The organism is Cyclobacterium amurskyense (assembly GCF_001050135.1).
Lineage (GTDB): Bacteria > Bacteroidota > Bacteroidia > Cytophagales > Cyclobacteriaceae > Cyclobacterium > Cyclobacterium amurskyense.
In genome coordinates this window covers 822,085-845,740 of record NZ_CP012040.1, presented here as the reverse complement: position 1 = coordinate 845,740, position 23,656 = coordinate 822,085, and the positions used below count along the sequence as shown (strand labels likewise).

At 36.1% G+C, this 23,656-nt stretch carries 20 protein-coding genes; 18 read left to right on the top strand and 2 right to left on the bottom strand.

Features of this window, described 5'->3' with window-relative positions:
• Nucleotides 1-5: 5 nt before the first annotated feature.
• Nucleotides 6-1,115 (bottom strand): trans-sulfuration enzyme family protein, encoded by a 1,110-nt coding sequence (locus CA2015_RS03305; protein WP_048640605.1) that lies wholly within the window; start codon nucleotides 1,113-1,115, stop codon nucleotides 6-8.
• A gap of 60 nt (nucleotides 1,116-1,175) precedes the next feature.
• Entirely contained in the window at nucleotides 1,176-1,655 is a 480-nt protein-coding gene (locus CA2015_RS03300; protein WP_048640604.1) for a DUF4293 domain-containing protein, read from the bottom strand.
• A gap of 11 nt (nucleotides 1,656-1,666) precedes the next feature.
• On the opposite strand from CA2015_RS03300, the gene truA reads away from it, so the two are divergent.
• From truA to CA2015_RS03210, 18 genes are all read left to right on the top strand, one after another.
• Entirely contained in the window at nucleotides 1,667-2,512 is an 846-nt protein-coding gene (truA, locus tag CA2015_RS03295) for a tRNA pseudouridine(38-40) synthase TruA (protein WP_394332059.1), read from the top strand.
• A 12-nt stretch (nucleotides 2,513-2,524) separates the two neighbouring features.
• Nucleotides 2,525-4,300: an ABC transporter ATP-binding protein gene (locus CA2015_RS03290; RefSeq protein ID WP_048640603.1), complete on the top strand. Its 1,776-nt coding sequence runs from the start codon at nucleotides 2,525-2,527 to the stop codon at nucleotides 4,298-4,300.
• A 287-nt stretch (nucleotides 4,301-4,587) separates the two neighbouring features.
• Nucleotides 4,588-5,172 (top strand): hypothetical protein, encoded by a 585-nt coding sequence (locus tag CA2015_RS03285; protein ID WP_048640602.1) that lies wholly within the window; start codon nucleotides 4,588-4,590, stop codon nucleotides 5,170-5,172.
• A gap of 5 nt (nucleotides 5,173-5,177) precedes the next feature.
• Nucleotides 5,178-5,696: a hypothetical protein gene (locus CA2015_RS03280; protein ID WP_048640601.1), complete on the top strand. Its 519-nt coding sequence runs from the start codon at nucleotides 5,178-5,180 to the stop codon at nucleotides 5,694-5,696.
• 164 nt (nucleotides 5,697-5,860) lie between these two features.
• Nucleotides 5,861-6,397, top strand: a complete 537-nt coding sequence (locus tag CA2015_RS03275) for a hypothetical protein (RefSeq protein WP_048640600.1) — start codon at nucleotides 5,861-5,863, stop codon at nucleotides 6,395-6,397.
• A 142-nt stretch (nucleotides 6,398-6,539) separates the two neighbouring features.
• Nucleotides 6,540-7,088 carry a hypothetical protein gene (locus CA2015_RS03270; protein WP_048640599.1) on the top strand — a complete coding sequence of 183 codons (549 nt, stop codon included), beginning with the start codon at nucleotides 6,540-6,542 and terminating at the stop codon, nucleotides 7,086-7,088.
• 117 nt (nucleotides 7,089-7,205) lie between these two features.
• On the top strand, nucleotides 7,206-8,240 hold the full coding sequence (gene hemE, locus CA2015_RS03265) for a uroporphyrinogen decarboxylase (protein ID WP_048640598.1): 1,035 nt from the start codon (nucleotides 7,206-7,208) through the stop codon (nucleotides 8,238-8,240).
• A gap of 227 nt (nucleotides 8,241-8,467) precedes the next feature.
• The gene (locus CA2015_RS03260; protein WP_048640597.1) at nucleotides 8,468-9,160 is read left to right on the top strand and encodes a sugar transferase; all 693 of its coding nucleotides are present in this window, start codon (nucleotides 8,468-8,470) and stop codon (nucleotides 9,158-9,160) included.
• 339 nt (nucleotides 9,161-9,499) lie between these two features.
• Nucleotides 9,500-10,207 (top strand): sugar transferase, encoded by a 708-nt coding sequence (locus tag CA2015_RS03255; RefSeq protein ID WP_048640596.1) that lies wholly within the window; start codon nucleotides 9,500-9,502, stop codon nucleotides 10,205-10,207.
• A 432-nt stretch (nucleotides 10,208-10,639) separates the two neighbouring features.
• A complete protein-coding gene (locus CA2015_RS03250) occupies nucleotides 10,640-11,440 on the top strand; it encodes a polysaccharide biosynthesis/export family protein (RefSeq protein ID WP_048640595.1) in 801 nt (266 codons plus the stop codon).
• 93 nt (nucleotides 11,441-11,533) lie between these two features.
• A complete protein-coding gene (locus CA2015_RS03245; protein WP_048640594.1) occupies nucleotides 11,534-13,900 on the top strand; it encodes a GumC family protein in 2,367 nt (788 codons plus the stop codon).
• A gap of 36 nt (nucleotides 13,901-13,936) precedes the next feature.
• Nucleotides 13,937-15,313, top strand: a complete 1,377-nt coding sequence (locus tag CA2015_RS03240; RefSeq protein ID WP_048640593.1) for an MATE family efflux transporter — start codon at nucleotides 13,937-13,939, stop codon at nucleotides 15,311-15,313.
• Complete coding sequence (locus CA2015_RS03235; protein ID WP_048640592.1) at nucleotides 15,301-16,590, top strand: glycosyltransferase; 1,290 nt, start codon at nucleotides 15,301-15,303, stop codon at nucleotides 16,588-16,590. Before CA2015_RS03240 ends, CA2015_RS03235 begins: the two co-directional genes overlap by 13 nt.
• Before the next feature lie 3 nt (nucleotides 16,591-16,593).
• Nucleotides 16,594-17,859: a hypothetical protein gene (locus CA2015_RS03230; RefSeq protein ID WP_048640591.1), complete on the top strand. Its 1,266-nt coding sequence runs from the start codon at nucleotides 16,594-16,596 to the stop codon at nucleotides 17,857-17,859.
• A gap of 35 nt (nucleotides 17,860-17,894) precedes the next feature.
• The gene (locus tag CA2015_RS03225) at nucleotides 17,895-18,932 is read left to right on the top strand and encodes a hypothetical protein (RefSeq protein WP_048640590.1); all 1,038 of its coding nucleotides are present in this window, start codon (nucleotides 17,895-17,897) and stop codon (nucleotides 18,930-18,932) included.
• A 36-nt stretch (nucleotides 18,933-18,968) separates the two neighbouring features.
• The gene (locus tag CA2015_RS03220) at nucleotides 18,969-20,300 is read left to right on the top strand and encodes a glycosyltransferase (protein WP_048640589.1); all 1,332 of its coding nucleotides are present in this window, start codon (nucleotides 18,969-18,971) and stop codon (nucleotides 20,298-20,300) included.
• Nucleotide 20,301: 1 nt separating this feature from the next.
• The gene (locus tag CA2015_RS03215; protein ID WP_048640588.1) at nucleotides 20,302-21,309 is read left to right on the top strand and encodes a glycosyltransferase family protein; all 1,008 of its coding nucleotides are present in this window, start codon (nucleotides 20,302-20,304) and stop codon (nucleotides 21,307-21,309) included.
• Nucleotides 21,310-21,336: 27 nt separating this feature from the next.
• Nucleotides 21,337-23,499: a bi-domain-containing oxidoreductase gene (locus CA2015_RS03210; protein ID WP_048640587.1), complete on the top strand. Its 2,163-nt coding sequence runs from the start codon at nucleotides 21,337-21,339 to the stop codon at nucleotides 23,497-23,499.
• Nucleotides 23,500-23,656 lie beyond the last annotated feature (157 nt).

The window sequence follows — 23,656 nt, the reverse complement described above, 5'->3', positions numbered from 1 at the left end:
TAATCTTAGTAGATGCTGTCAAAAGCCTGAGTTAAGTCTTCTATCAAATCATCACAGTTCTCAATACCTACAGACATTCTAATGAGTTGATCAGGAATGCCAGCGTCGCCCGCCTGAACTTTAGATCTTCGTTCAATTAAGCTTTCTACCCCTCCCAAACTGGTTGCGTCAGTAAAGTATTTTAATTTACCTATTAGACGATCGGCGTCATTGGCATTTCCCTTGATGAGAAAGGATAACATTGCTCCAAAACCTGACATCTGCTTTTTTGCCGTTTCAAAACCTTCGTGGTAGCTTAGTCCTGGGTAAAATACCTTTTCAACTTCCACTCTGCTATTAAGGAAGTCCGCAATTTTACCTGCATTGTGGGTATGGGCCCTCATACGGTAAGGCAAAGTTTTTATACTTCTGGTCAATAAGTAGCAGTCCATGGGAGACGGTACGGCCCCCGCCAATCGCTGGACATTTTTAATGCTTTCCCAAAATGAGTCTTGCTCTTTAGTGACCAAAATTCCACCTAGGATATCACTGTGGCCACTAATGTATTTGGTGCTGCTGTGCATAACAATATCCGCTCCCAGAGACAGGGCTTGTTGATAAACAGGTGTGGCAAAGGTGCTGTCACAGGCGATGATGAGCTGGTGCTTTTTGCCAATTTCGGAAAGAGATTTAATGTCAGAGATCTTAAGAAGTGGATTTGAAGGCGTCTCGATCCAGAGCAATCTTGTATTGGGTTTTATTGCATCTGTAAGTTGGTTTGGTTTGGTTAGGTCAATAAAATCCACTTCTATTTTTCCCGAATACACAGTCTTGAGGAGCATTTTCATTCCATGATACATGTCATCGGGAGCGATGATGTGAGATCCTGCAGGAAGTGCTTGGAAAACGGCATTACCTGCTGCGTTTCCTGAGGAAAATGCAGCAGCATCGGCTCCTCCTTCAAGAGAAGCCAAAACGGCTTCCAATGATTTTCTATTGGGATTTTGCAGTCGGGTGTACATCATGGTCCCCTCTTGATGCTCAAAGGTCGTTGAAAGGGTAATAGGCTGGATTACAGGTTTTAGTGGGTCGCTTACTATGTTCCCACCATGAACAGCAATAGTTTCAATTTTCATGTTAGACCTTTTTATTGCGTTTTACCTTTCAACTCTCCTTCAAGGAGTAGGTGTATTGTATTATCGGATTCGATCTACAGAGCGAACAAGCATCTCATCTTTTTTGATAAACCTGTTGGCAACCAAGTTTAAAATTAACCCAAAGACAATGCTGTAAAACCCAATTAAAAAGGCTCCTCCAACGGTGGGGTTAAAGTTTTCGTTGGCTTTAAAACTTGTGTAGACGGCTAAACCTAGTGTAACACCCATCAAGATGGCGTTGACCATATTTAAAAGCAATTGCTTTTTTCTATTTTTGTACTGAAACAGGCTGAAAATGGCCAAGGAAGCTGCCAAAAGCGCTAATATCCCTATATAAATGTTTCCTTCTTGAGAGATAACATTTTCTTGTGGGATTTCCATAACAGTGGTATACCATGCTGTCATTTCCATAGACTGTGTTTGCAATGGATTTACTTGTAACCAGATGGGTGACAAGGTGGAGGTAACCATCGCAACGGCTACCAAAAGTAGAAATACACTTTGAATTCTTTGAATCATCTTTAAATCTTTTGACAAAGAAACTGGGTTATTTGAATTTTCGCAAGGAATATTCAAAATCCAACTTGAAATTAGGGTATATTTTTATCTTTGCAGTTGAAATGAATGAATCTCCCCGCTATTTTATAGAACTTTCCTACGACGGCAAAAACTACCATGGCTGGCAAAAGCAAACCAATGCCATATCCGTTCAGGAAGAATTGGAAAAAGCTTTGTCTATACTTTTTCGTCAGCCCATTAGTATTATGGGTAGTGGACGTACGGATGCCGGTGTGCATGCCTTGCAACAATTCGCCCACTTTGATTATGAATTGGAATTAACAAGAGAATATTTTATCAAAAGAATCAATGGCTTGCTTCCTCCGGATATAGCTGTTTTTGATATTTTCCCTGTCAATAAAAAAGCACATGCTAGGTTTGATGCGACCTTTCGGAGGTATGAATACCATATTACATTTAGAAAAGACCCATTTATTATGGGAAAAGCCTGGCATTGTTATTACGACCTGGACCTTGAGGCCATGGCTTCAGCTGCTTCTTTATTGTTGGGAAGGCAAGATTTTGAATGCTTTAGCAGAAGGAAAACCAATGTAAAAACCTTCGAATGTGAAATTAATAATGCTTATTGGGAACAAACTAGTAACGGTTTGGTCTTTCATATACAGGCCAACCGATTCTTAAGAGGAATGGTAAGGGCTATAGTAGGGACTTTGGTCAAAGTTGGTAGAGGACAACTCGATAGTGCAGGAGTCACAGAAATAATAGCCAATAAAGACAGGAACCTAGCAGGAACTTCTGCGCCTCCTCAGGGATTGTTTCTGAGCAAAGTGAATTATACAGACCGAATTTATAAGTAAAATATTACCGTATTGGGACTTGAAAAAGAAAATGTAAAAAGTGGTGATATAATTGACACCAAAGTTTTAAGGAAACTCTACGAGTTTGTGACTCCTTATAAGCAACGGTTTTATATCTTGGTTGCCCTTACTTTACTATTAGCTGTATTGGCTCCCACAAGGCCTTTGTTGATTCAGAAGGCTATTGATGATTATGTCACATTAGGGGATGCAGCTGGCCTAATGAGAATGACCTATCTTTTAATAGGTTTATTGGTTATACATGCATTGGTGCAATTTGGTCATACCTACCTCTCTGGCTGGATAGGTCAGGTTATAATCCGGGATATACGGGTCAGACTATTCAAGCATTTATTGAAAATGCGCTTAAAATACTTTGACAATACCCCAATAGGCAGACTGGTTACCAGAAATATTTCAGATGTGGAGACCCTTTCGGATGTGTTTAGTCAAGGGTTGGCAGAGATTATAGGCGATTTATTGCAATTGGTAGCGATTTTAGGCGTAATGTTTTATGTAGATTGGCAACTTACATTGGTAAGTTTATGCACCTTGCCATTGCTTATTATCTCTACTTATATCTTCAAAGAAAAAGTAAAGGTGTCCTTCAATGATGTTAGAAATGCTGTTTCTAACCTAAACTCTTTTTTACAAGAGCATATCACGGGCATGAATATAATTCAAGTATTCAATAGAGAAGAAAGGGAGTATGAAAAGTTTCAATCTATAAATAAGGAGCATCGGAAGGCGCATCTTAAATCCGTAATGTATTACTCTGTTTATTATCCGGTTTCTGAAATTATTCAAGCAATGGGGATTGGTTTGGTAGTTTGGTACGGTGCTACAGGTGTTTTTGATATGGAAATCAAAGTCGGTGTGCTTATTTCATTTATAATGTACCTGCAGTTGTTTTTTAGGCCTATAAGGATGATTGCGGATAGGTTTAATACCCTTCAAATGGGAGTGGTAAGTTCCTCAAGAATTTTCAGCATTTTAGAAAATGATGAACAAATCCCAGATGAGGGAGCGAATTCTCCAGAGAGCGTTAAAGGAGAGATAGAATTTAAAAATGTTTGGTTTGCCTATAATGATGAAGAGTGGGTATTGAAAGACATAAGCTTTAATGTAAAGCAAGGAGAAACCATAGCTTTAGTGGGAGCTACAGGAGCAGGAAAGTCCTCAGTGATCAATCTTATAAGTCGCTTTTACGATATCAATAAAGGGTCAATTGCAATAGATGGAAGTCCAATTAAGGAGTTTGATTTGGCCACACTTCGCCAACATGTAGGTGTTGTCTTGCAGGATGTATTTTTGTTTTCTGATACTATATTTCAAAATATTACTCTTGGAAACCCAGATATTACCAAGGAGCAGGTGCTTTATGCGGCTGAATTGGTAGGAGCAAGGAGGTTCATTGAAAGATTACCTGGAGGTTTGGGATATGATGTGAAAGAAAGGGGAGGGACCTTGTCTGTAGGACAGCGACAATTGATATCTTTTGTTAGAGCAATGGTTTATGATCCGGAAATAATAATCTTGGATGAAGCTACTTCATCTGTAGATACAGAAACAGAAGAATTGATTCAAGGGGCGATTGAGAAAATGATGCATGGTAGAACCTCCATAATCATTGCTCATAGGTTGTCTACTATACAAAAGGCAGACAAGATTATAGTTTTGAATAAAGGAGAAATTGTTGAGGAAGGTAAACACGAAGTTTTATTAAAGCAGGACGGTTATTATTCTCAATTGCATGAAATGCAGTTGAATTCTGTCGTGGTGGATTGAGTTTAGGAGCCGGAGGCATGCACTAGGGACTCTATTCTTTGATTAGAAATGTCAGAAGAAAGAAAGCCATTTAAGCTTTTTATTACTAAGTAGTTGAAATCAATGATTTAAAGAGGTGAGTTTTATCGTTTTAAGTTTTTTAGGTGCTCAATCTATTTCATTGATTGTTTTGGCCTTATTTAAATAGGTGTAAATCCTTTTCGATAAAGTAAGCTAAACTGTAACTTATTCCGTTATGTAAGCGTTTGTAAGGCATTATTCAAGGAATTTAAATTTAGTTATTGAACATGAAATACCTATTGTCATTTCTTTTATTTTTAGTTGCGTCTACCTCATTTGCTCAGCAGCATCAATTGGGGTTGAGAATTGGAGACCCCTATGGGATTACTTATAAAACGCCTGTAAATGATAAGTTTTCCGTTGAAGGTATTTTGGGGAGAGGGAGCCAGAATAGTAGTCAGTATTATAGACGGACATTTGAAAATAATAGACCTGTAAGCTCTGCCAGGTATTTTGGACATCAGGTTTCTGCTGCTTTTTCGTTACATGCCCGAGGTATTTATGAAGAATCATTCAGTGATGATTTTAATATATCTGAGGGAGACCTTACCGTATATGCAGGTTTAGGATTGCAGTTTCGATCAGTCAATATCGATTATTTTTATACCACTCCTAATGCTACTCCAAATACAGCTGAAGTAAGAGAAAGCCGTACCAATATTGATTTCGGTCCTGAGGTGTTTTTAGGTTCTGCCTATTATTTAGAGGATTTGCCTATTGGTTTGTTTATTGAGGTAGGGTTTCTGACTGAGATTGTAGATAGGCTTCATTTAAAAGGCCAAGGAGCTATTGGAGCTAGGTATTTATTTTAAAATTAATGGTGAAAAGAAAAATAATATTACTGTCTATAGGTGTATTCTTACTCCTTCTTAGTTCATTTTATGTTTATTTGGGAGGATTTATTGCCATTGAACTTAGGCAGACAGAATGTTCTGATTTGAATTTGGTAGGGTTGAATTATATAGGTATTCCGCAGGATAAAAAGATTGGGGAATATTTTCGGGAGGTAGAAACTGCACGAAAAGACAAACCTTTGCAGACCATCTACTATATAGAACCTGAAGGTAAAAGAGATACACTACATGTTTTTATTGGCTACGAACCTGATCGGATAGATGAAAGCCTGTCAACGCCTTGGGTCACCCGATCGGTGGAGTGTCAAAGTGCAATTGTGGCCAAACTTGAGATGAATCGTTTTGTTATGCCCGGACCTGATAAAACGAAAAGGGCAATTCAGGATTTCGCAAAAGAAAAAGGGCTTACATTAAAAGGGATTTACATCGATAAAATAATATCCAGTGATCATGTAGAGGTGTGGGCTCCAGTAGGTTCATAACAAAAGGTGCAAACCAAGTCTAAATTTTGATTATGCTTATTATTAAAGAAGGCAAATAGTTTTAAAAGAGGGAGAGTTGCAGAAATCAAATGTTTTGCTCTTGAATAAATGATTTGGTATGATTTTGGATTCTCTAAAAATAGATACAAATAAATTTTATACATATGAATAGAAGTAATCGATTATTAGGCATGAGGTCACTTTTTGTACTTTTGGCAGCTTTTGTTATGTGGAGCTGTGAAGGTCCCGTAGGGCCGGCAGGACCTGCTGGAGCAGACGGAGTCAATATTGTTGCCGAAGTCTTTGAAGTAGAAGGTGATTTTACCCAGGCTGGAAATTTCGGTATTAGGGGTGAATACGGGTTTGATATTTTGGAATCTGATAAGGTATTGATTTATAGGCTAGGTGGATTGGACCAAGATGGCATTGATATTTGGAGGTTATTGCCACAGGTTGAATTTCATCCCAATGGGATTTTCACTTATGATTTTGATTTTACTTACTACGATTATTCCATATTTTTGAACGGGGACTTTAACTTAAACATATTAGAGTCTGGATATACAGACAATCAGATATTCAGAGTGTTGATCATTCCTGCTGATCGTATAGATCTGAGGATGGATTATTCAAATCATAGTGCAGTCTTGGAAATGCTAGGTGTAGATGAAAATGATATTCAAAGGAAGGTTTTGAATTAATCAAGGTTAAAACCTTCTATAACTTACTTAAAACAGTTTACCTATTGGTAAGCTGTTTTTTTTGTGTTTTGTTGTAATTGGAGATTTTACACATTATCTTTCATAAATAGCTTGGTGAAATCTTGAAGAAAATTATAGTTTTATGAGAAAAATTGTATATCTAATTGCAATGGTGGCTCTATTCGTGTTGCCAGCATGTGAGGGCCCAGAAGGACCCCAAGGCCCTCCTGGTGTTGCAGGAGTTGATGGTCAGGATGGTGAAGACGGTGAAGATGGAATTTCATTACTTAATTTGGTTGTGGAAGCAGAGGTGGACTTTACTGCAGAAAATAATTATTCGAGTGCATTTACATTTGAAATAGGAGAGGGAGATAATCTCTTGGTGTATATGCTTTGGAATGTTATCGATGAAAAACCACTTTGGGCACCATTACCTAATACGGTTTTTTTAGATGAAGAAAAGACTTTGATTTACAACTATCAATTTACAGCGGATTTTTTCATGGTCTTTATGACTGCGAATACTAATTTGTCTGAAATTTCCGAAGATTGGAAGCTCAATCATTATTTTAGAATTGTCTATTTACCAGGGGATTTTCTCCAAACCAATGCTAAAATAGATCTTAATGACTATGAAGCAGTTACAAAAGCGCTGGGTGTAAGTGAAGCCGATGTTGTAAAATTGGACTAAAAAAATTAACTAATTGTACTATTAAGTTACCAGAGCCATTCCTGTATTTTCAGGAATGGCTCTTATTGTTTGTGCCTTCTTGTTCTTTTTTGTGGTAAGTTGGATTATATTTGTGGCATGCAAATAAAGAATGATTTACTTCTAAGAGTCATTAGGGGGGAGAAAGTGGAAAGAACTCCGGTATGGCTTATGCGTCAGGCTGGACGAATACTGCCCGAATACAGAGCAGTTAGAGAAAGTGTAAGTGGATTTATTGAGTTGGCTCAGACGCCTGAATTAGCTGCAGAGGTCACCATACAGCCTGTGGATTTATTAGGAGTAGACGCAGCAATTATATTTTCTGATATATTGGTAGTTCCTGAAGCCATGGGTTTGCCATATAGAATGATTGAAAAGAAGGGACCTTGGTTTCCGGAGACCATTGGGTCTACCAAGGATTTAAAGCGTTTGCAGATAGCAGATCCAGGCGAATCCTTAAATTATGTTTTAGAAGCCATCCGGTTAACAAAAAAAGGATTGAACGGCAGAGTGCCATTGATAGGCTTTGCTGGTGCTCCTTGGACAATTTTTGCCTATATGGTGGAAGGGTCTGGAAGTAAAACCTTTTCTAAAGCTAGGGCAATGTTATACCAAAACCCTGAATTGGCTCATCAGCTTTTGGAAATGATTACCAAAACCACTATAAAGTACTTGAAAGCTCAAATAGAGGCAGGGGCAAATTTAATTCAGGTATTTGACAGTTGGGCAGGTATTTTACCTCCTTACCAATACAGGGAGTTTTCCATGAAATACATTAAACGTATATGTGAGGCCATAACGGAAGCACCAGTAACAGTTTTTGCCAAAGGGGCCTATTTCGCAATGGAAGACATTAAAGACCTTCCTTGTGAAGTTGTGGGTTTGGATTGGAATATGGATATAGCCACCGTTAGTAAGCAAATGAATGGGGCCAAGGTGCTGCAAGGTAATCTTGATCCAGCAGCATTGTATGCGGAAGATGATGTATTGGTTGCTCAGACTAAGAAAATGCTTGATCAGTTTAAAGGCGATAAGCACATAGCCAATTTGGGCCATGGAGTATATCCTGATATATCTCCAGAAAAAGTAAAGCTATTTATTCAAACTGTAAAAGATTACACTAGAGTTACTTAAAATTTTTAGAGTTTGTTAATGTGACAAAGTGAAATTTGCTATTCATTAAGGTTCGCCGGTATTTGTACTTCTGGCGAACCTTTTTTTGTTTTTTAGCCTTAACTGCCTGATTTTAAATTCATCAAAAATTTGTTTATACCGGAAATGCTGAATATATTTGCTTTATTGTATTTCAAATACAATAAAACGATTTATAGTTTAAGTCCGGTGATTCACAGATCATTAACATGGAAAAATTTTTAAGAAAGAGGGATGAGCCAGAATTTTTAACGAACAGGCTCAGTGGTTATATTACTCCCGAGGGAAAAATTTTCCTTAGTGATCAGTTCAATTTGAAGGTGAAAAGAGCCTTTGATTTGATCTTCTCTTCCTTGTTTATATTATTTATCATGCCATGGTTGTTTCCGATTATTGCATTATTGATTAGGATTGACTCTAAGGGGCCGATTATCTATAAGCAATTGAGACATGGTAGAGGGAATAAGACATTTAGGTGTTATAAATTCAGGACCATGATAAAGAATCAGGAATCTGACACCAGGCAAGCTTCTAGAAATGATGCCCGCGTAACAAGGATAGGGCGATTTTTAAGAAAGTCCAGTTTAGATGAAATCCCTCAGTTTTTTAATGTATTGATGGGGGAGATGTCCGTCATTGGTCCTAGGCCACATGCTGTGCCTATGAATTACATGTTTTCTACAGACATTAGTAATTATATGTTTAGGCATTCTGTAAAGCCAGGTATTTCGGGATTGGCTCAAATAAAAGGCTTTAGAGGTGAGATATTAGGCTTTTATGATATTTATGGTAGGATTAAATTAGATCATTTTTATATCAGGAATTGGTCATTGGTTTTAGATTTTAAAATTTTGTTCTGGACCTTGGGTGTTTTTTTTAACAAGAATGGCGCTGCTTATTAAATTGCAGCCTCTTTTAATTTGATTTTATCAGCTATTTCCTTTCAATAAAATTCAGGAACGCTTTTTGGTAGAGGTCGTCATGTCTGCATTAATCCGATTGCTTGTGCATTGAATCAACTTTATTCAAGTGATATAGGAGTAAAAACCACCTAAATTATTTTTAATACCATAAAAATGAATTTTAAATACAAAAAAAAGACTTTTAAGATTATTTTTTTCTCCAAATCCTTGCATTGTGAAAAATGCTTTATATATTTGTAAAAATGTATTTCAGATATACATAAATGTTTTTTAGATAGGTAATTAGGTTTAGGAGAGGATTCGTAAAGATTGTTAGAGATGGAAAATGTTTTAGTAGACCAAAAATTTGGTCGAACCTTAGAAGAGGAAAATTTTGTTAATGACCAAGCTCAAAGAGAAATCAAAATTCTATATGGTCAAAATGATGATAACAGCAAAAGAGTATTGAAAAGAGCTTTTGATCTGTTTGTGTCTTTTTTTACATTGATTTTTGTTGTTTCGTGGTTATTTCCAATTATTGCAATTTTGATTAAACTGGACTCAAAAGGCAGTGTGTTTTTTAAGCAGTTGAGACATGGAAGAGACAATGAATTGTTCTATTGTTATAAATTTAGAACGATGGTCAAAAACAAGGACGCAGATACCAAGCAAGCTACTGTTAATGATTCAAGAATTACTCGGATTGGTAAGTTCTTAAGAAAATCTAGTTTGGATGAGTTACCACAAGTAATAAATGTAATTTTGGGGGACATGTCTATAGTAGGTCCTAGGCCTCAGGCAGTGCCAATGAATATCGAGTTTGCTAAAGAGATTGATAATTTCATGTCTCGTCACCAGGTAAAACCGGGTATTACAGGTCTTTCTCAAAGCAAGGGCTTTAGAGGAGAAATAAATAGCTACCATGAATTGTATTCAAGGTTTAGGTTGGATTCCTTTTACGTTAGGAAATGGTGTCTTATCTTTGATATTAAGATAATAATTGATACCGCTATTTCTTTAATGAGTAAAAGTGAGAAAGCGTATTAAGAAGGATAAATAAACAGCAAAAGGATTAAACAGCTTAGATCCTATACCATTGTTTATCAGTTGAGTTAGTGATTTTTAAGGCGAATAAAGATTTAATTTGAATTTTTTTGCAAATAAATCAGCCTTAGTTTAAATGACGATGGGTTTAAAACTTTGACAGATAAATGCTTTTTACCTATTCAAAAGCTAATTAAATATCATAATACACCCTCTTTGGGAACGGAATTCAAGGAGGCTAAGTGTTTTAAAATGTTGTCTAGGTGAGTAAGGCATAGCTTAATTCAATTAAAATTATTCATCTCAGTTCTTATTGTTCTGATAATTAAGTAACTTGCGAGGTGTTTAAGGAATTATTAGACATTATAAATTTTTAACTTTTTTCCCAAATTAATCACTCAGCAGGTTAAACCGATTAAACAGTTTTATTTACAAATGAAAAACAATAACCTAATTTATAGTTTGGCTTTTATTATTCTCTTTTCAGGGTTGTTTGGATGTGCGAAAAGAAATCTGGTCTATTTTAGTGATATCGAATCAGGTAGCAGTTATACTACAAATATCAGTCAAGTTGAAGAACCGATAATCCAAACTGCAGATCTAATAAAGATCGTTGTAAGTACGCAAAGTCCTGAATCAAATTTATTATTTAATTCGGGTGTGATTTCTAATGATTCTCAAAATAGAATGATGACCCAACAATTGCCCGCAAATGAAGGGTATCTTGTTGATAAAAATGGCCAAATCAATTTTCCTGTAGTTGGGAAAATTGACATTGCTGGATTGACCAGAGCTGAAGCTACGCTCAAAATGACTGAGATTCTTGAGGAATATGTAAAAGATCCGATAGTTAATATTCAATATTTGAATTTTAAAATTACAGTCATAGGAGAGGTTGCTAATCCAAATACCTTCACCCTATCGACGGATAGAATTAGTATTTTGGAGGCATTAGGTCTAGCGGGGGATATGACTCAATATGGTAAAAGAGAAAATGTGCTTTTAATTCGTGACCAAAATGGCACAAGAAAAGCTGTAAGGTTAAACTTAAATGACAAGGCTATTTTAAATTCACCTTATTTTATGCTACAACAAAACGATGTTTTGTATGTAGAACCTGATAAAATCAAGTCTGTCCAAGCAAGCACCAATCAGCGATCGCTTACAATTTTAAGTATTTTGGTTTCATTTGGTGTTTCATTGATGTTCAACCTTCGTTATATTTTTAACGAGTAGAAAGAATTGAACAGATTTAAAAAGTAAATTTTTTAAATAGAGCAATATAATAGTTAACCTGGTTATAAACCATTGGTTCGAATAGTGAACCTTATGAAGAAATCTGATATTTTATCTGACCTATTACTGGATGGATTTATCGACCAAGACGCAAGACCTATGGATTTTAAATTGATAATATTAAGCTATGTGAAATTTTGGTGGCTATTCGTGCTATCCACAATTTTATTTGTGGGTTTGGCTTTCGCATACCTCTTTTTCTCTACACCGCTCTACAGTGTTTCCAGTTCTATACTTATCAAAGTTGATGGAGGTTCTGACTTTGCTCAGAACACCGTTTATAGTGAGTTAGAGGCCTATGAGTCCAATAAGCTTGTTGAAAACGAGATGGAAATCTTAGCCTCTTATAGCTTGATGAGAGATGCAGTGGAGGAATTACCTTTAGATTATTTCTTTTATACGGAGGACAAGTATTCAAGGAAAAGAGAATTGTATGGGGAAGAAATTCCTGTTGAGGTTAAAACTTTACTAAAAAAACCTGATGTAGGTCAATACCCTGAAGAGTTAAGGGTTACCATCAAACCATTTGATGATTATTTCATCTTGGTTCAAAAAGATGAAAAAGAAAAGGTTTACAAATATGGTGAGCTTATCGATAATTGGTATGGAGAGATCAAAATCAATAAATCTGAGTGGTTTTTAGGGGAAATGCCTAATATTCTTCATGTTTATTTTCAGAATAAAGATCAGGTGGCTGGCATGTATAAAGGAAGAATCCAGGTAAACCTTTCACAAAGATTTGCTTCTGTCTTTAATATTTCTTTGGTAGATGCTGTGCCAAAAAAGGGAGAAGATATTCTTAATAAATTAATTGAGCAGTACAACCTTCAGGCTGTAAAAGAGAAAAACGTAACGGCCAGTAATACCATAGATTTCATTAATTCCCAATTAGACACCTTAATGAGGGAATTAAATAATACTGAGAGACGAATTGAAGAGTACAGAAGGTTGAATAATATCTCAGATATGGGGACAGAAAATTCCCTGATGGTTCAAAGCAGTAAGGAAATTGAAGCCCAACTTTCAGAAATTAAGACACAGACTGAAGTTCTGAATTATCTTGAAGAATACTTACAAGATCCTGAAAGTACAGGTATTGAAGTGGCATCTAATCTATCAATCATTGATGAAACATTAACAGGTTTGGTTGATGAATTTAATCGTCTTCAGAATGAAAGGCAACGTTTATTAAGGACAGTTCAGCCTAACAATCCTGTGGTGGCAACTATAATTGGACAGTTGGAGTCTTTAAAAGACAATATAAGTACCAATATAGCGAATATTAAAAATGGGTTGAGAATTGAAAGTCAGAATCTTAAAAGTGATCTGGCACAAATAAATACTAGAATATCTAATGTTCCCGAAATTGAAAGAGGACTACTAGAACTTTCTAGAGAACAAGTCAGAAAGCAAGAACAATACAATTATTTGCAATCTAAAAAGGAAGAAGCCAATTTATCTCTGGCAACTACTACTGTATCCAATGCTCGAGTCATTGACAAAGCAGCCTCAAGTGGTTCCCCAGTGAAACCCAATAAAATGGTGATTTTGGGGATGGCTCTAATTGTAGGTTTTATTTGTCCATTTGGTTTTATCTATATTAAGAATACACTGAATAGTAAAATTATTCATAAGTCTCAAGTTCAAGATATTACCGATATCCCTATTTTATCGGAAATTAGCAATTATCCCAATAGTGGTGAGCTATTGGCTATCTCTGAGAGGAGAAGAACGCCTATTGCAGAGCAATTTAGGTTGTTAAGAACCAATTTGAAATTTGTTGCTGAAGGAAAGGATGATAGAGTGCTTATGGTAACATCAAGCATTAGTGGTGAGGGCAAAACATTCTTTAGCTTAAACCTTGGTGCAAGCTTAAGTATAGCTAAAAAGAAAGTGGTTGTATTGGAATTTGATCTTCGTAAGCCGGCGCTTCTCAGAAGTGTGAAAATGAAAACCAAGCTTGGTATAGCAGATTTTCTATCCAACGATGAAGTTAAAATAGAAGATATTCTTCTTGACTTCAAAAAAGTGGATGGATTGTCTCTAATAGGTTGTGGCAATATTCCAGAAGATCCAGCTGAGTTAACCTTGGGTGACAAGGTGAAGGAGCTAATAGAAAAGCTTAAAGAGAGATTTGATTATATTATTATAGACACTGCGCCTGTGGGCACAGTTACAGATGCATTCAATCTAGCTCCTTATTGCGACCGAACCTTGTTTTTGATCAGGTACAATTACACCAAGAAAGAAAACCTTATGTTTATGGAAGACATTGACATCAAGAGCAAGCTTAAAAACACTTCGCTGGTGATGAATGATGCAAAACAGACAAATGGGTATTATGGTTATTCTTATGGCTATTATGAGGAAGATAAAAAATCTTCCAAATCATCTACTTAATTTTTTTAGCCTATATTTTATGTTTTTATATAACCAATGAAAAGATTATTTTCATCTATTTATCAATATTTTAAAAAACACCTTATAAAAGGAAATGCAAGAACGGTTCTTGCTAAAAAAAATATTGTTGGTTCAATTTTTATCAAAGGTGGTAGCATAGCGGTCAGTTTGATAATGGTTCCATTAACTATTGACTACATAAATCCCACACGTTATGGGATATGGTTGGCTCTAAGTTCAATCGTAGGCTGGTTTAGTTTCTTTAATGTGGGCATGACTCACGGGTTAAGAAATAAATTTGCAGAAGCAAGGACTAAAGGTGACAATGCAGCCGCAAAAATGTACATAAGTACTACCTATGCAGTGCTGACCATTGTGTTTTCGGCGGTTTGGTTAGTATTCTTAATTGTTAACCCATTTCTGGACTGGGTCAATATATTAAATGCATCTTCAGAAATGAGGTTGGAACTTTCGATCCTTGCCATTATCATTTTTACTTATTTTTGTCTTCAATTTGTATTAAAAATCATTAATACCTTAATCACAGCTGATCAACAACCGGCAAAGGCTTCTCTAATTAATTTTTTAGGACAGATTATTTCTTTGTTGGTCATAGTTGTATTGGTAAAAACCACTGAAGGATCACTTATCAATCTGGGTTTGGCGCTTTGCATTGCTCCAGTAGCCGTATTGGTAGCTGCTAATTTTTACTTCTTCGGCACTAGTTATAAAAACTTAAAGCCATCTATTTCTAGTGTTAATTTTTCCCAATCCAAAAATCTATTTAGTTTAGGCCTGGTGTTTTTCGTAATACAAATTGCTAGCCTAGTTCAATACCAAACTTCTAATATAATAATTGCACAAAGTTTTGGACCATATGAAGTAACTACCTACAATGTGGTTTACAAATACTTTAATGTTTTGGGAATGGGATTTGGAATATTCTTAACACCATTTTGGTCAGCATCAACAGATGCATTTTTTAAAAATGACATTAATTGGATTAAAAAGGCTACCATTAAATACTTGCAAATAGGCTTACTATTTGTATTAGCAGGTGTTGTAATGTTGTTTGTTTCAGACACCGTTTATAGGGTATGGCTAAAAGGGCAGGTAGATATAGACTTTACCTTATCTCTTTGGGGATTAATATTTTTCACATCCTTTATGTTTGCAAGTATATTTGTTAACTTTTTAAATGGGATAAGTGCACTGAAGATTCAATTTTGGGCAAGTCTTATTAGCCCTTTGATTTTTGTAGGATCAGCCTATTTACTAATAGATTATTATGGTATGGGGGTTCATGCACTTTTTATCTCATCCCTAATTGCGAGTTTCAATGGAATAATTATTGCCCCACTTCAGTATTATTTCATTATATACAAGAAAAAGAAAGGACTATGGATCAGGTAGACAGTAAAAAGCTTATTGTAAATTCGGACCAAGGGTTTGAAAGTAAAAATAAGAAGCGAGTAGTTCATTTGCAATATGGCTCAAGTCCTTCTGGAAATTATGTGTTGAGATACCATGAAGCCTTTATGGAACGTGGGCTCGATTCATGTGTACTTTCATTGCACTCCAATGTTATAGGTGATCCCAAAATCCAGCGTATTGGTAAAAAAGGTGTTCTTATTCGAAAGGTAAACCAAAGAATTCAAGATTTTTATACAAGAAACATTGATAAGGATGCTGGTGGTTTTGCATTATCACTTTTTGGTAGTGATGTAACTTCCCATGATTGGGTTAAAAATGCAGACGTCATCTATGTTCACTGGATTTTAGGTGGTTTTTTAAGCATTGACGGATTAGAAAAAATTGCCAAACTTGGCAAACCTATGATTATGGTCATGCATGACATGTGGACCATTACGGGGGGATGCTTTCATAGTTTTGATTGTCAAAAATTCTTAAGTCATTGTCAGAATTGCCCGATGTTTCCGGGAGACAAGGAAAAAGACCTCTCCTATACTCAGTTTGAAGAAAAGTTTAAATTTTACCACAATTACGATAATCTTTCTTTTGTTGCTCCAAGTAAATGGTTGTTTAATCTAGCAAAAAAGGGAACACTACTAAAGGATAAGCCTGTTTTTAGGATTCCAAATCCTCTTGACACGGATTTGTTTAAGCCATTTGAGAAAAAAGTTGCCAAGAAGATATTAAATATTGACCAGTACCAATATGTCATTTCTTTTGGGGCCAATAAAATCACAAGCCCTTATAAAGGTTGGACCTATTTAATGGATGCGTTGAAGGACTTAAAACAAAGGCAGCCAAATTTAAATATTTGTCTTTTAATTTTTGGAAGTGGTCCAAACAAAGAAATACAGGATTCGATACCTTTCCCATGTAAGTTTATGGGCTTTATAACCGATGATTATACCACTAATTTGGTTTACAATGCTTCAGATGTTTTTGTAGCACCTTCCCTTGCAGACAATCTTCCAACAACAATTTTGGAAAGTCTTGCCTGTGGAACACCTGTTGTTGGTTTTGATGTTGGAGGAATTCCGGACATGATTGATCATCTTAAAAATGGATATTTGGCAAAGTATAAGGACGCAATTGATCTTTCACATGGATTAAACTATTGTCTGTCCAATAATCTGGGAGGGTACTTGCTACCTGATTTTTATAAAAATGTAATTGTTAACCAGCACCTGGCCTTAATGCAAGACGCCATCAAGGAGTGATTTGTGGAAAAAGTAAATAAATATAACGCATCCTTAAAGGAGTTTTTACACTATGATAGGTATGAGCTGATAGCCATTAATGTTTTTTGGCTGGGATTCATTGCCTACATAGCTAGTTCTACGATCCTTTCTACCAAAGAGATGCCGTTTATGTTATTTCAGCCCCTGCAATTATTGGGACTGGCAGCTATATTTGCCTCATCAGCCTATTTGCTAAAGCCTAATTTTGAGTCTGAATACTTTAAAATATTCTTCTTTTTATTTACTTTATGGGCACTTGTGATTTTATTTAGAGGATTTTCCTTCAATAAAAATGTTTTAAAATTGATCTTTCTAAACCCGTGGTTTGGAGGGATGTTTTATTTGGTTCCGCTCGTAGTATTGTTTAGAAAGAGCTTTTTGCTCTATAAAAAACTCTTTTCAGCAATAATTCTGCTCAGTGTTATTTTTCTTCTGTTCAGTATAATGTTTCGAGGTATATTAACAGAAGTAATACCTGACGATCTAAATAGGAGTGTTGTTGAATATTTCACCAAATCTTTAGGAATTACAGCCTTATTCATTTTATTCACCCACATGTACCATTCCAAAACCAAAAACTTTTTTGCTTTTGTAGTGATAGTTGTGGTTTTAATTTTAGGAGTAATTCGAGCAAGACGTGGACTATTGTTTATGGCAGGTCTAGGCTTGCTTATGGCTGGTTATATTTATTTTATTAGTGCAAAATCAAAATTATTGTCTGGCACCATCCTGTTAGCGCTGCTATTTTTTGCAGTAATTGGAGGGGTTTATGTCTTTTTAAATGTAGAAATGGAAGCCCTGTACTACCTCCAAGATCGAGGTGTTACAGACACCCGGTCTGGTATAGAAATCTACTTCTATAAAGATATGCAAGGCTTAGATTGGATTATAGGTCGGGGAATGAGGGGAGAATACTATTGTCCAACCATGGAATCCGGAAACTATAGAGGAACTGTGGAAACAGATTACCTTAACATGATATTGAAGGGAGGAATCATAAACCTTGTACTTTTATTAGTGATTTTGATTCCTGCTATATTTTTAGGTCTTTTCAGCTCTAAAAATTATTTAACTAAAGCATTTGCTCTATGGATTTTATTTTGGCTTATTAATACTCATCCTTCTACAGTACAGGTGTTTACGATGAATTATTTTTTGGTTTGGTTTGGAGTAGGGGTTTGTTACTCCCCATTTATTCGAAGCATTCCAGAGGAGAAAATGAAATCTCTTTTTAAACCGGTTGAGTGATTTTAAGGTTTTTAGATAAAAGTTACGTTTTGACAATGAAAAATATAGCAATAGTTACCAAACCAAATTATTCAAGCCCCAGAATTTTAGCCAACTGCCTGCACAGTTTTTTATCTCAAGCAGAGGGTGTTAAGTCTGAAGTGTTCTATGAATTATTCGTGTTTAAGCGGTTGTTGAGTTATGCTAAAGTAGCCAAAAACTACAATTATATTACCTGGAAAGGATATCAGTTGATCCATTATATTCAGGATCAATTGTTCTTACGTAAGTTAAAGAAATATGATGCAGTAATAATCGTAGAATGTAGTCCCAAGGCGTTTTTGAGTGATTCGTTTGACTTTGTGAAGTTAAGGAAGAAATTAGAAGGCATACCACTTATCTTTCATGAAGTTTATTATTTAGGTAATGCTCCAACTATGGTTTCCTACCTAAATGATGGAGGACACCACCAAGAAGATATTTTTGATTGGCATTTGTCCGTTTCTGAAGTAACCGAAATTAGGAGTGAGCCAAAGGCACCATGGAGTCAAGTAGGCTTGTATTTGAAGAGTACAGGACTAGCCCCAGTTTCCAAAAAGGAACACTTGGCAATTATAGATTTTTATAGGGAGGGCTACGAGAAAGAACGGAATGAGCAGATAAAAGCATTAGAAGCAGTAGGGATTCCTTATATTGAATTATCAGGATCATATACTTTTGATGAAATCAGAGAGATTTATAAAAAAGCTACATTTTATTTCCTTCAATTTCCTGAATCTTTTGGTCTGCCGATTGCAGAATGCATGAGTTGCGGCGCCTATGTTTTTACGCCCGACACATCATGGGGTATGGCTTGGAGGTTGGATGATGAAGTGGAAATACACGGCCCAGGGAAGTTAGCAGATTGCTTTGTGGTTTATGATGGGCAAGAAGGTTTGCAAGAAAAATTGAGACAGTATAAATTGGAGTATGACCTAGAGAAAACGCCGCAAAAGGTATTTGAGATTTTTATGGAAAATTATTCAGATTATTATAATGGAAACAAAGCTGAGCTGAATTATTTTCTTGAAAAGTTGAAAAGCGGAACGCTCTAAATATTGTGTATTCATTTACTATAAGTTGATTACTATATGAATTATCCTAAAGTATTGATTCTTAACCAGCCCTTTAACAATGTTTCCGGAGGAGGAATCACCTTATCTAATCTTTTTAAAGGCTGGAAGAAAGATCACCTAGCTGCTGTGTGCTTAGGTAACCTTTTTAATGAAAAAACACAATTGGATATTTGTGATAAGTATTATCAATTGGGTCATAAGGAGCATGTTTGGAATTTCCCTTTAAATTTAATGAAGAGAAAATATCCTTCAGGCCCATTGAAAATTGACAGGAAGAAGAAGAATGTAGAAACCATAAAGAAGTCTCCGCTAAGGGTAACCTTGCTTAATGAGTACATTAATCCGGCACTGAATTGGCTTGGAGTCTTGAATTGGGCTTCCAGTATTCAGCTTTCCCCTGAATTAAAGGAATGGCTTACTGAGTTTAACCCAGATGTCATCTATGCCCAGGCACAAAGGCGGGAAGCAGTTGTCTTTTGCACTCTAGTTCAGCGTTACTTAAAAAAACCAATGGTTTTCCATATGATGGATGATTGGATCGAAGTGCTGCCTGGCTATGGTTTAATGGGTGGGTATTGGCATAAAGTTGTAGATAAAGAGTTTAGAGAAATGTTGTCTACTTGTGATAGACATTTTAGTATAAGTGAACCAATGGCACTGGCTTATAGGGAACGGTATGGATATACATTTTCTACCTATCATAATCCCATAGAGCTTGAATTCTGGAGCAAGAGCCAGCGGAATTCTTATGATTTTGGGGATAAAATTCAAATTTTATATGCCGGTAGAATGGGTTTAGGTATTCAGAGTTCCTTGGAGACCATGGCCAAATGCTTGGATGAACTAAATAAAGAACTAAAAACACCTGTTGAATTGGTGCTGCAGGTAGGTAAAAGGCCTGAATGGGTTGATAAATACAATTGTATTGTCCATAGAGGGTTTGTCCCTTATGAAGAATTACCTGACCGTTTTTCAGAGGCAGATTTTCTGTTTTTGCCCTATGATTTTACCCCTTCGGCAAATGCTTTTATAAAATACTCCATGCCGACTAAAGCATCTGAATACATGATCTGTGGAACGCCTGTATTGGTTTTTGCACCTGAAGATACAGCATTGGTTACTTATGCACAGGATCATCAATGGGCTCAGGTAGTGACAAAAAATGAAGTCCAAGCACTTCGGGATGGATTGATGGAATTGATTAATAACAAAGAGATGCGACAAAGGATCTCTGAAGCAGCTATAAAACTTGCAGAGGAAAGGCATGATGCAAATAAAGTTAGAAAGCAATTCAAAGAGGAATTGTCTGAATTGGGAGCATTAGAAAACAAGGTAAATCAAGCTTAAAATGGCAGCCATTTTTTTGTATCCAAAGATAGATAAGATAATAGGGTCACCAAATCCCTATATCTTTAATTTTCAGAAAGCCCTGGCTGAAAATCATAGGGTGGTGAATGCAAATGCACCTAATCGTGGAATTCTTAGTTTCTTCATCCATTTCAATAACGCAGAACTATTCATTCTTAATTGGCCGGAAACTATCCCAGAAAAAAAGTTTGGAGGGGTTCAAAAAAGACTTTTTAGCCTGTTTTTATGGATGGCTAAAAAATTCTCGAAAAGGATTGTGTGGGTTTTACACAATAAAGGATCACACCATAAAGGTGAGAATGAAGTGACTCGTGATATGTTTAATAGGCTGATGCGTTCTTCTGACTATATTATCACCCATTCGAATGCGGGTAAAGATTTTGTAGCTGTGGATTATCCTGATGCTTTATCTAAAGTTCATGTGATTCCACACCCATTTACTCAAAAATTGGGGAATTATCAGGCGGATGAGAAAAAATATGATTTTCTTATTTGGGGAAGTATTTTCCCATACAAAGGGATAGATATTTTTCTAAAATATCTACAAACATCACCTGAATTAAATAAGGCGAGAGTATTGATTATAGGAAGATGTAGTGACCAGGATTATAAAAGTAAAATTCTTTCTATATTGCCTGAAAGTGCTGATTATAAGGATGAATTGCTAAGTTTAGAAGAAATAGCAAATTATTCTAATCAGTCCCGTTTTACTTTGTTTACCTATAAATCCCAAACCGTAATTAGCTCTGGCTCATTGGTGGACAGTATACGCATGGGGGCAATCGTTTTAGGTCCGGATCATGGTGCATTTAAAGATATGGGCAATTTGGCTTTTATGCGAACTTTTAAAGATTTCGATGATATACCCAAGATAATCGAGGGATTTGACCCAGCTGATGAGCGAATAGAAGCGGATAGAAATACTTTTATGAAGCAAAACAGCTGGCATAATTTTGTGCAAAAAATTGAAAAAATTACAGGTATCTAAACATTATTTAATTTATTCTTTAAAGCAATGAAACAAGTAATTCAAAATTTTAAGACTGGAGAGCTTTATGTAGACGAGGTTCCTGTACCGGCTATTTCTGAAGGTATGGTATTGGTCGAAAATGAATATTCACTAATTAGTGCTGGTACGGAAAGAAGTACAGTAAAGGTAGCACAGGCAAGTCTTATAGGCAAAGCCAAACAAAGACCTGATCTGGTAGCACAGGTGATCCAGAATATTCGGAAAGAGGGTTTTAAGGCCACTATGGATAAGGTTAAAACCAAACTTGATTCATTAAAGGCTTTAGGATACAGTACTTCTGGAAAAGTTATCGCCTCCATGGATAGTAACGGAGCTTTTAAGCCTGGTGACAGGGTAGCTTGTGCAGGAGCTGATTATGCTTCTCATTCTGAGGTGATTTCTGTGCCTCAGAACCTAGTTACAAAAATCCCAGATAATGTTAGCTCTGATGAAGCAGCCTTTACCACTTTAGGTGCCATTGCACTGCAAGGAGTAAGACAAGCAGACCCTAAATTAGGAGAAAAGGTTTGTGTAATAGGTCTAGGTTTACTTGGGCAAATAACTGTTCAACTCTTGAAAGCAAATGGCTGCTCCGTTTTCGGAATAGACATGTCAGAGAAGTTGATCGAATTAGCAAAAGAGTCAGGGGCAGGACAATCCATGCATAGAAACGATTCTAATTTGATCGCTGCTTGTCAGAATTTCACGAATGGAAGAGGCTTTGATTCTATTATCATTACAGCGGCAACACCTACCAATGATCCAATAGTTCTTTCTACTGAAATAGCTCGTAAAAAAGGTAAAATTATAGTTGTAGGTGCAGTGAAAATGGATATCCCTCGTGAACCTTATTTTTACAAAAATGAATTGGAGCTGAAAATCTCTTGTTCTTATGGTCCAGGTAGATATGATGTAGATTATGAAGAGTTAGGCAAGGATTACCCATTTGCTTATGTCCGATGGACTGAGCAGAGGAATATGGAAGCATTCTTGGATTTGATAGCGGCCAAGGCCATTAATATCAAACCTTTGATAACCCACTTATTTGATATCGATGAAGCAGTAAAAGCATATGATATTGTGATGGGTAAAGTTCAGGAACCTCATATTGGTATTTTACTAAAATACCAAGAATCAGCGGCCAAACTTCAATCGGTTACTCAGGTAAACAATGAGCCCATTAAGGAAATAAATGCTGGCTTTATTGGTGCAGGTAGTTTCGCGCAAAGCTATTTGATACCGAATGTAAAGTCTTGGGGAGGATCTTTAGATGGAGTAGTTACTTCAAAAGGTATAACTGCAAAAAGCGTTTCAGATAAGTTTAAATTCAATTTTTGCTCATCAGATGCAAAAGATGTTTTTGATAAAAATGAAATCAATACAGTGTTTATTGCCACTCCTCATGTGTCACATGCTTCCTATGTGATTGATAGCCTTAAAGCTGGGAAAAATGTTTTTGTTGAAAAACCTTTAGCTATGAACATGGAGCAATTGAAAGAAGTGATCCATGCCAAGAAAAGTGCTGATAAATCCTTAATGGTTGGATTTAATAGGCGATTTGCACCGATTTCAGAGGAATTGAAAAAAGAATTTAAAAACACTGGCGAACCTCTTGTAGTAAATATAAGGGTGAATGCAGGTTTTATTCCTAAAGACCATTGGTCTCAAATTCCTGAAATTGGAGGGGGTCGCATTGTTGGTGAAGTTTGTCACTTCATTGATTTAATGCAGTATTTTACTGATGCCGATCCAATTAAGGTTTATGCTGAATCCATAAATACTTCTAATGAACAAATTACTTCTGCTGATAATATGGCCGTAACGGTTAAGTTCAGTGATGGTTCGGTAGGCAACCTTACTTATTTAGCTAATGGTGATAAATCACTACCTAAGGAGAATATTGAGGTTTTCTCTGGAGGAAAAGTTGGAATAATTCAGGATTTTAGAGCAGGAAGCCTACATAAGGAGAACAAACTGACCAAGCTTAAGTCTTCAGGTAAAGGCCATTTAGAAGAAGTGCATAGCTTTCTTGATAATGTGAAAGAAGGTAAGTCAAGTCCAATATCTTTTGAATCCATTTGCTTGACTACTTTGACTACATTTAAAATACTAGACAGTCTTTCAACAGGTATGCCTCAGGAGGTAAGCCTAGACGAACTGTTTTCATAATTTAATATTCTAAGTGGTTATAGAGTGTGGCTGTTTTTTAGCTGGGCAGTTCGTTCTTATATTGACTTAGGTTGTTAAAACCAAATGCTTTTGGGACGTGCCCTAATAATAGGAGCACTCCCTTAGCTAATTGAGGTTCAGGTATGGGTTTGGCGTC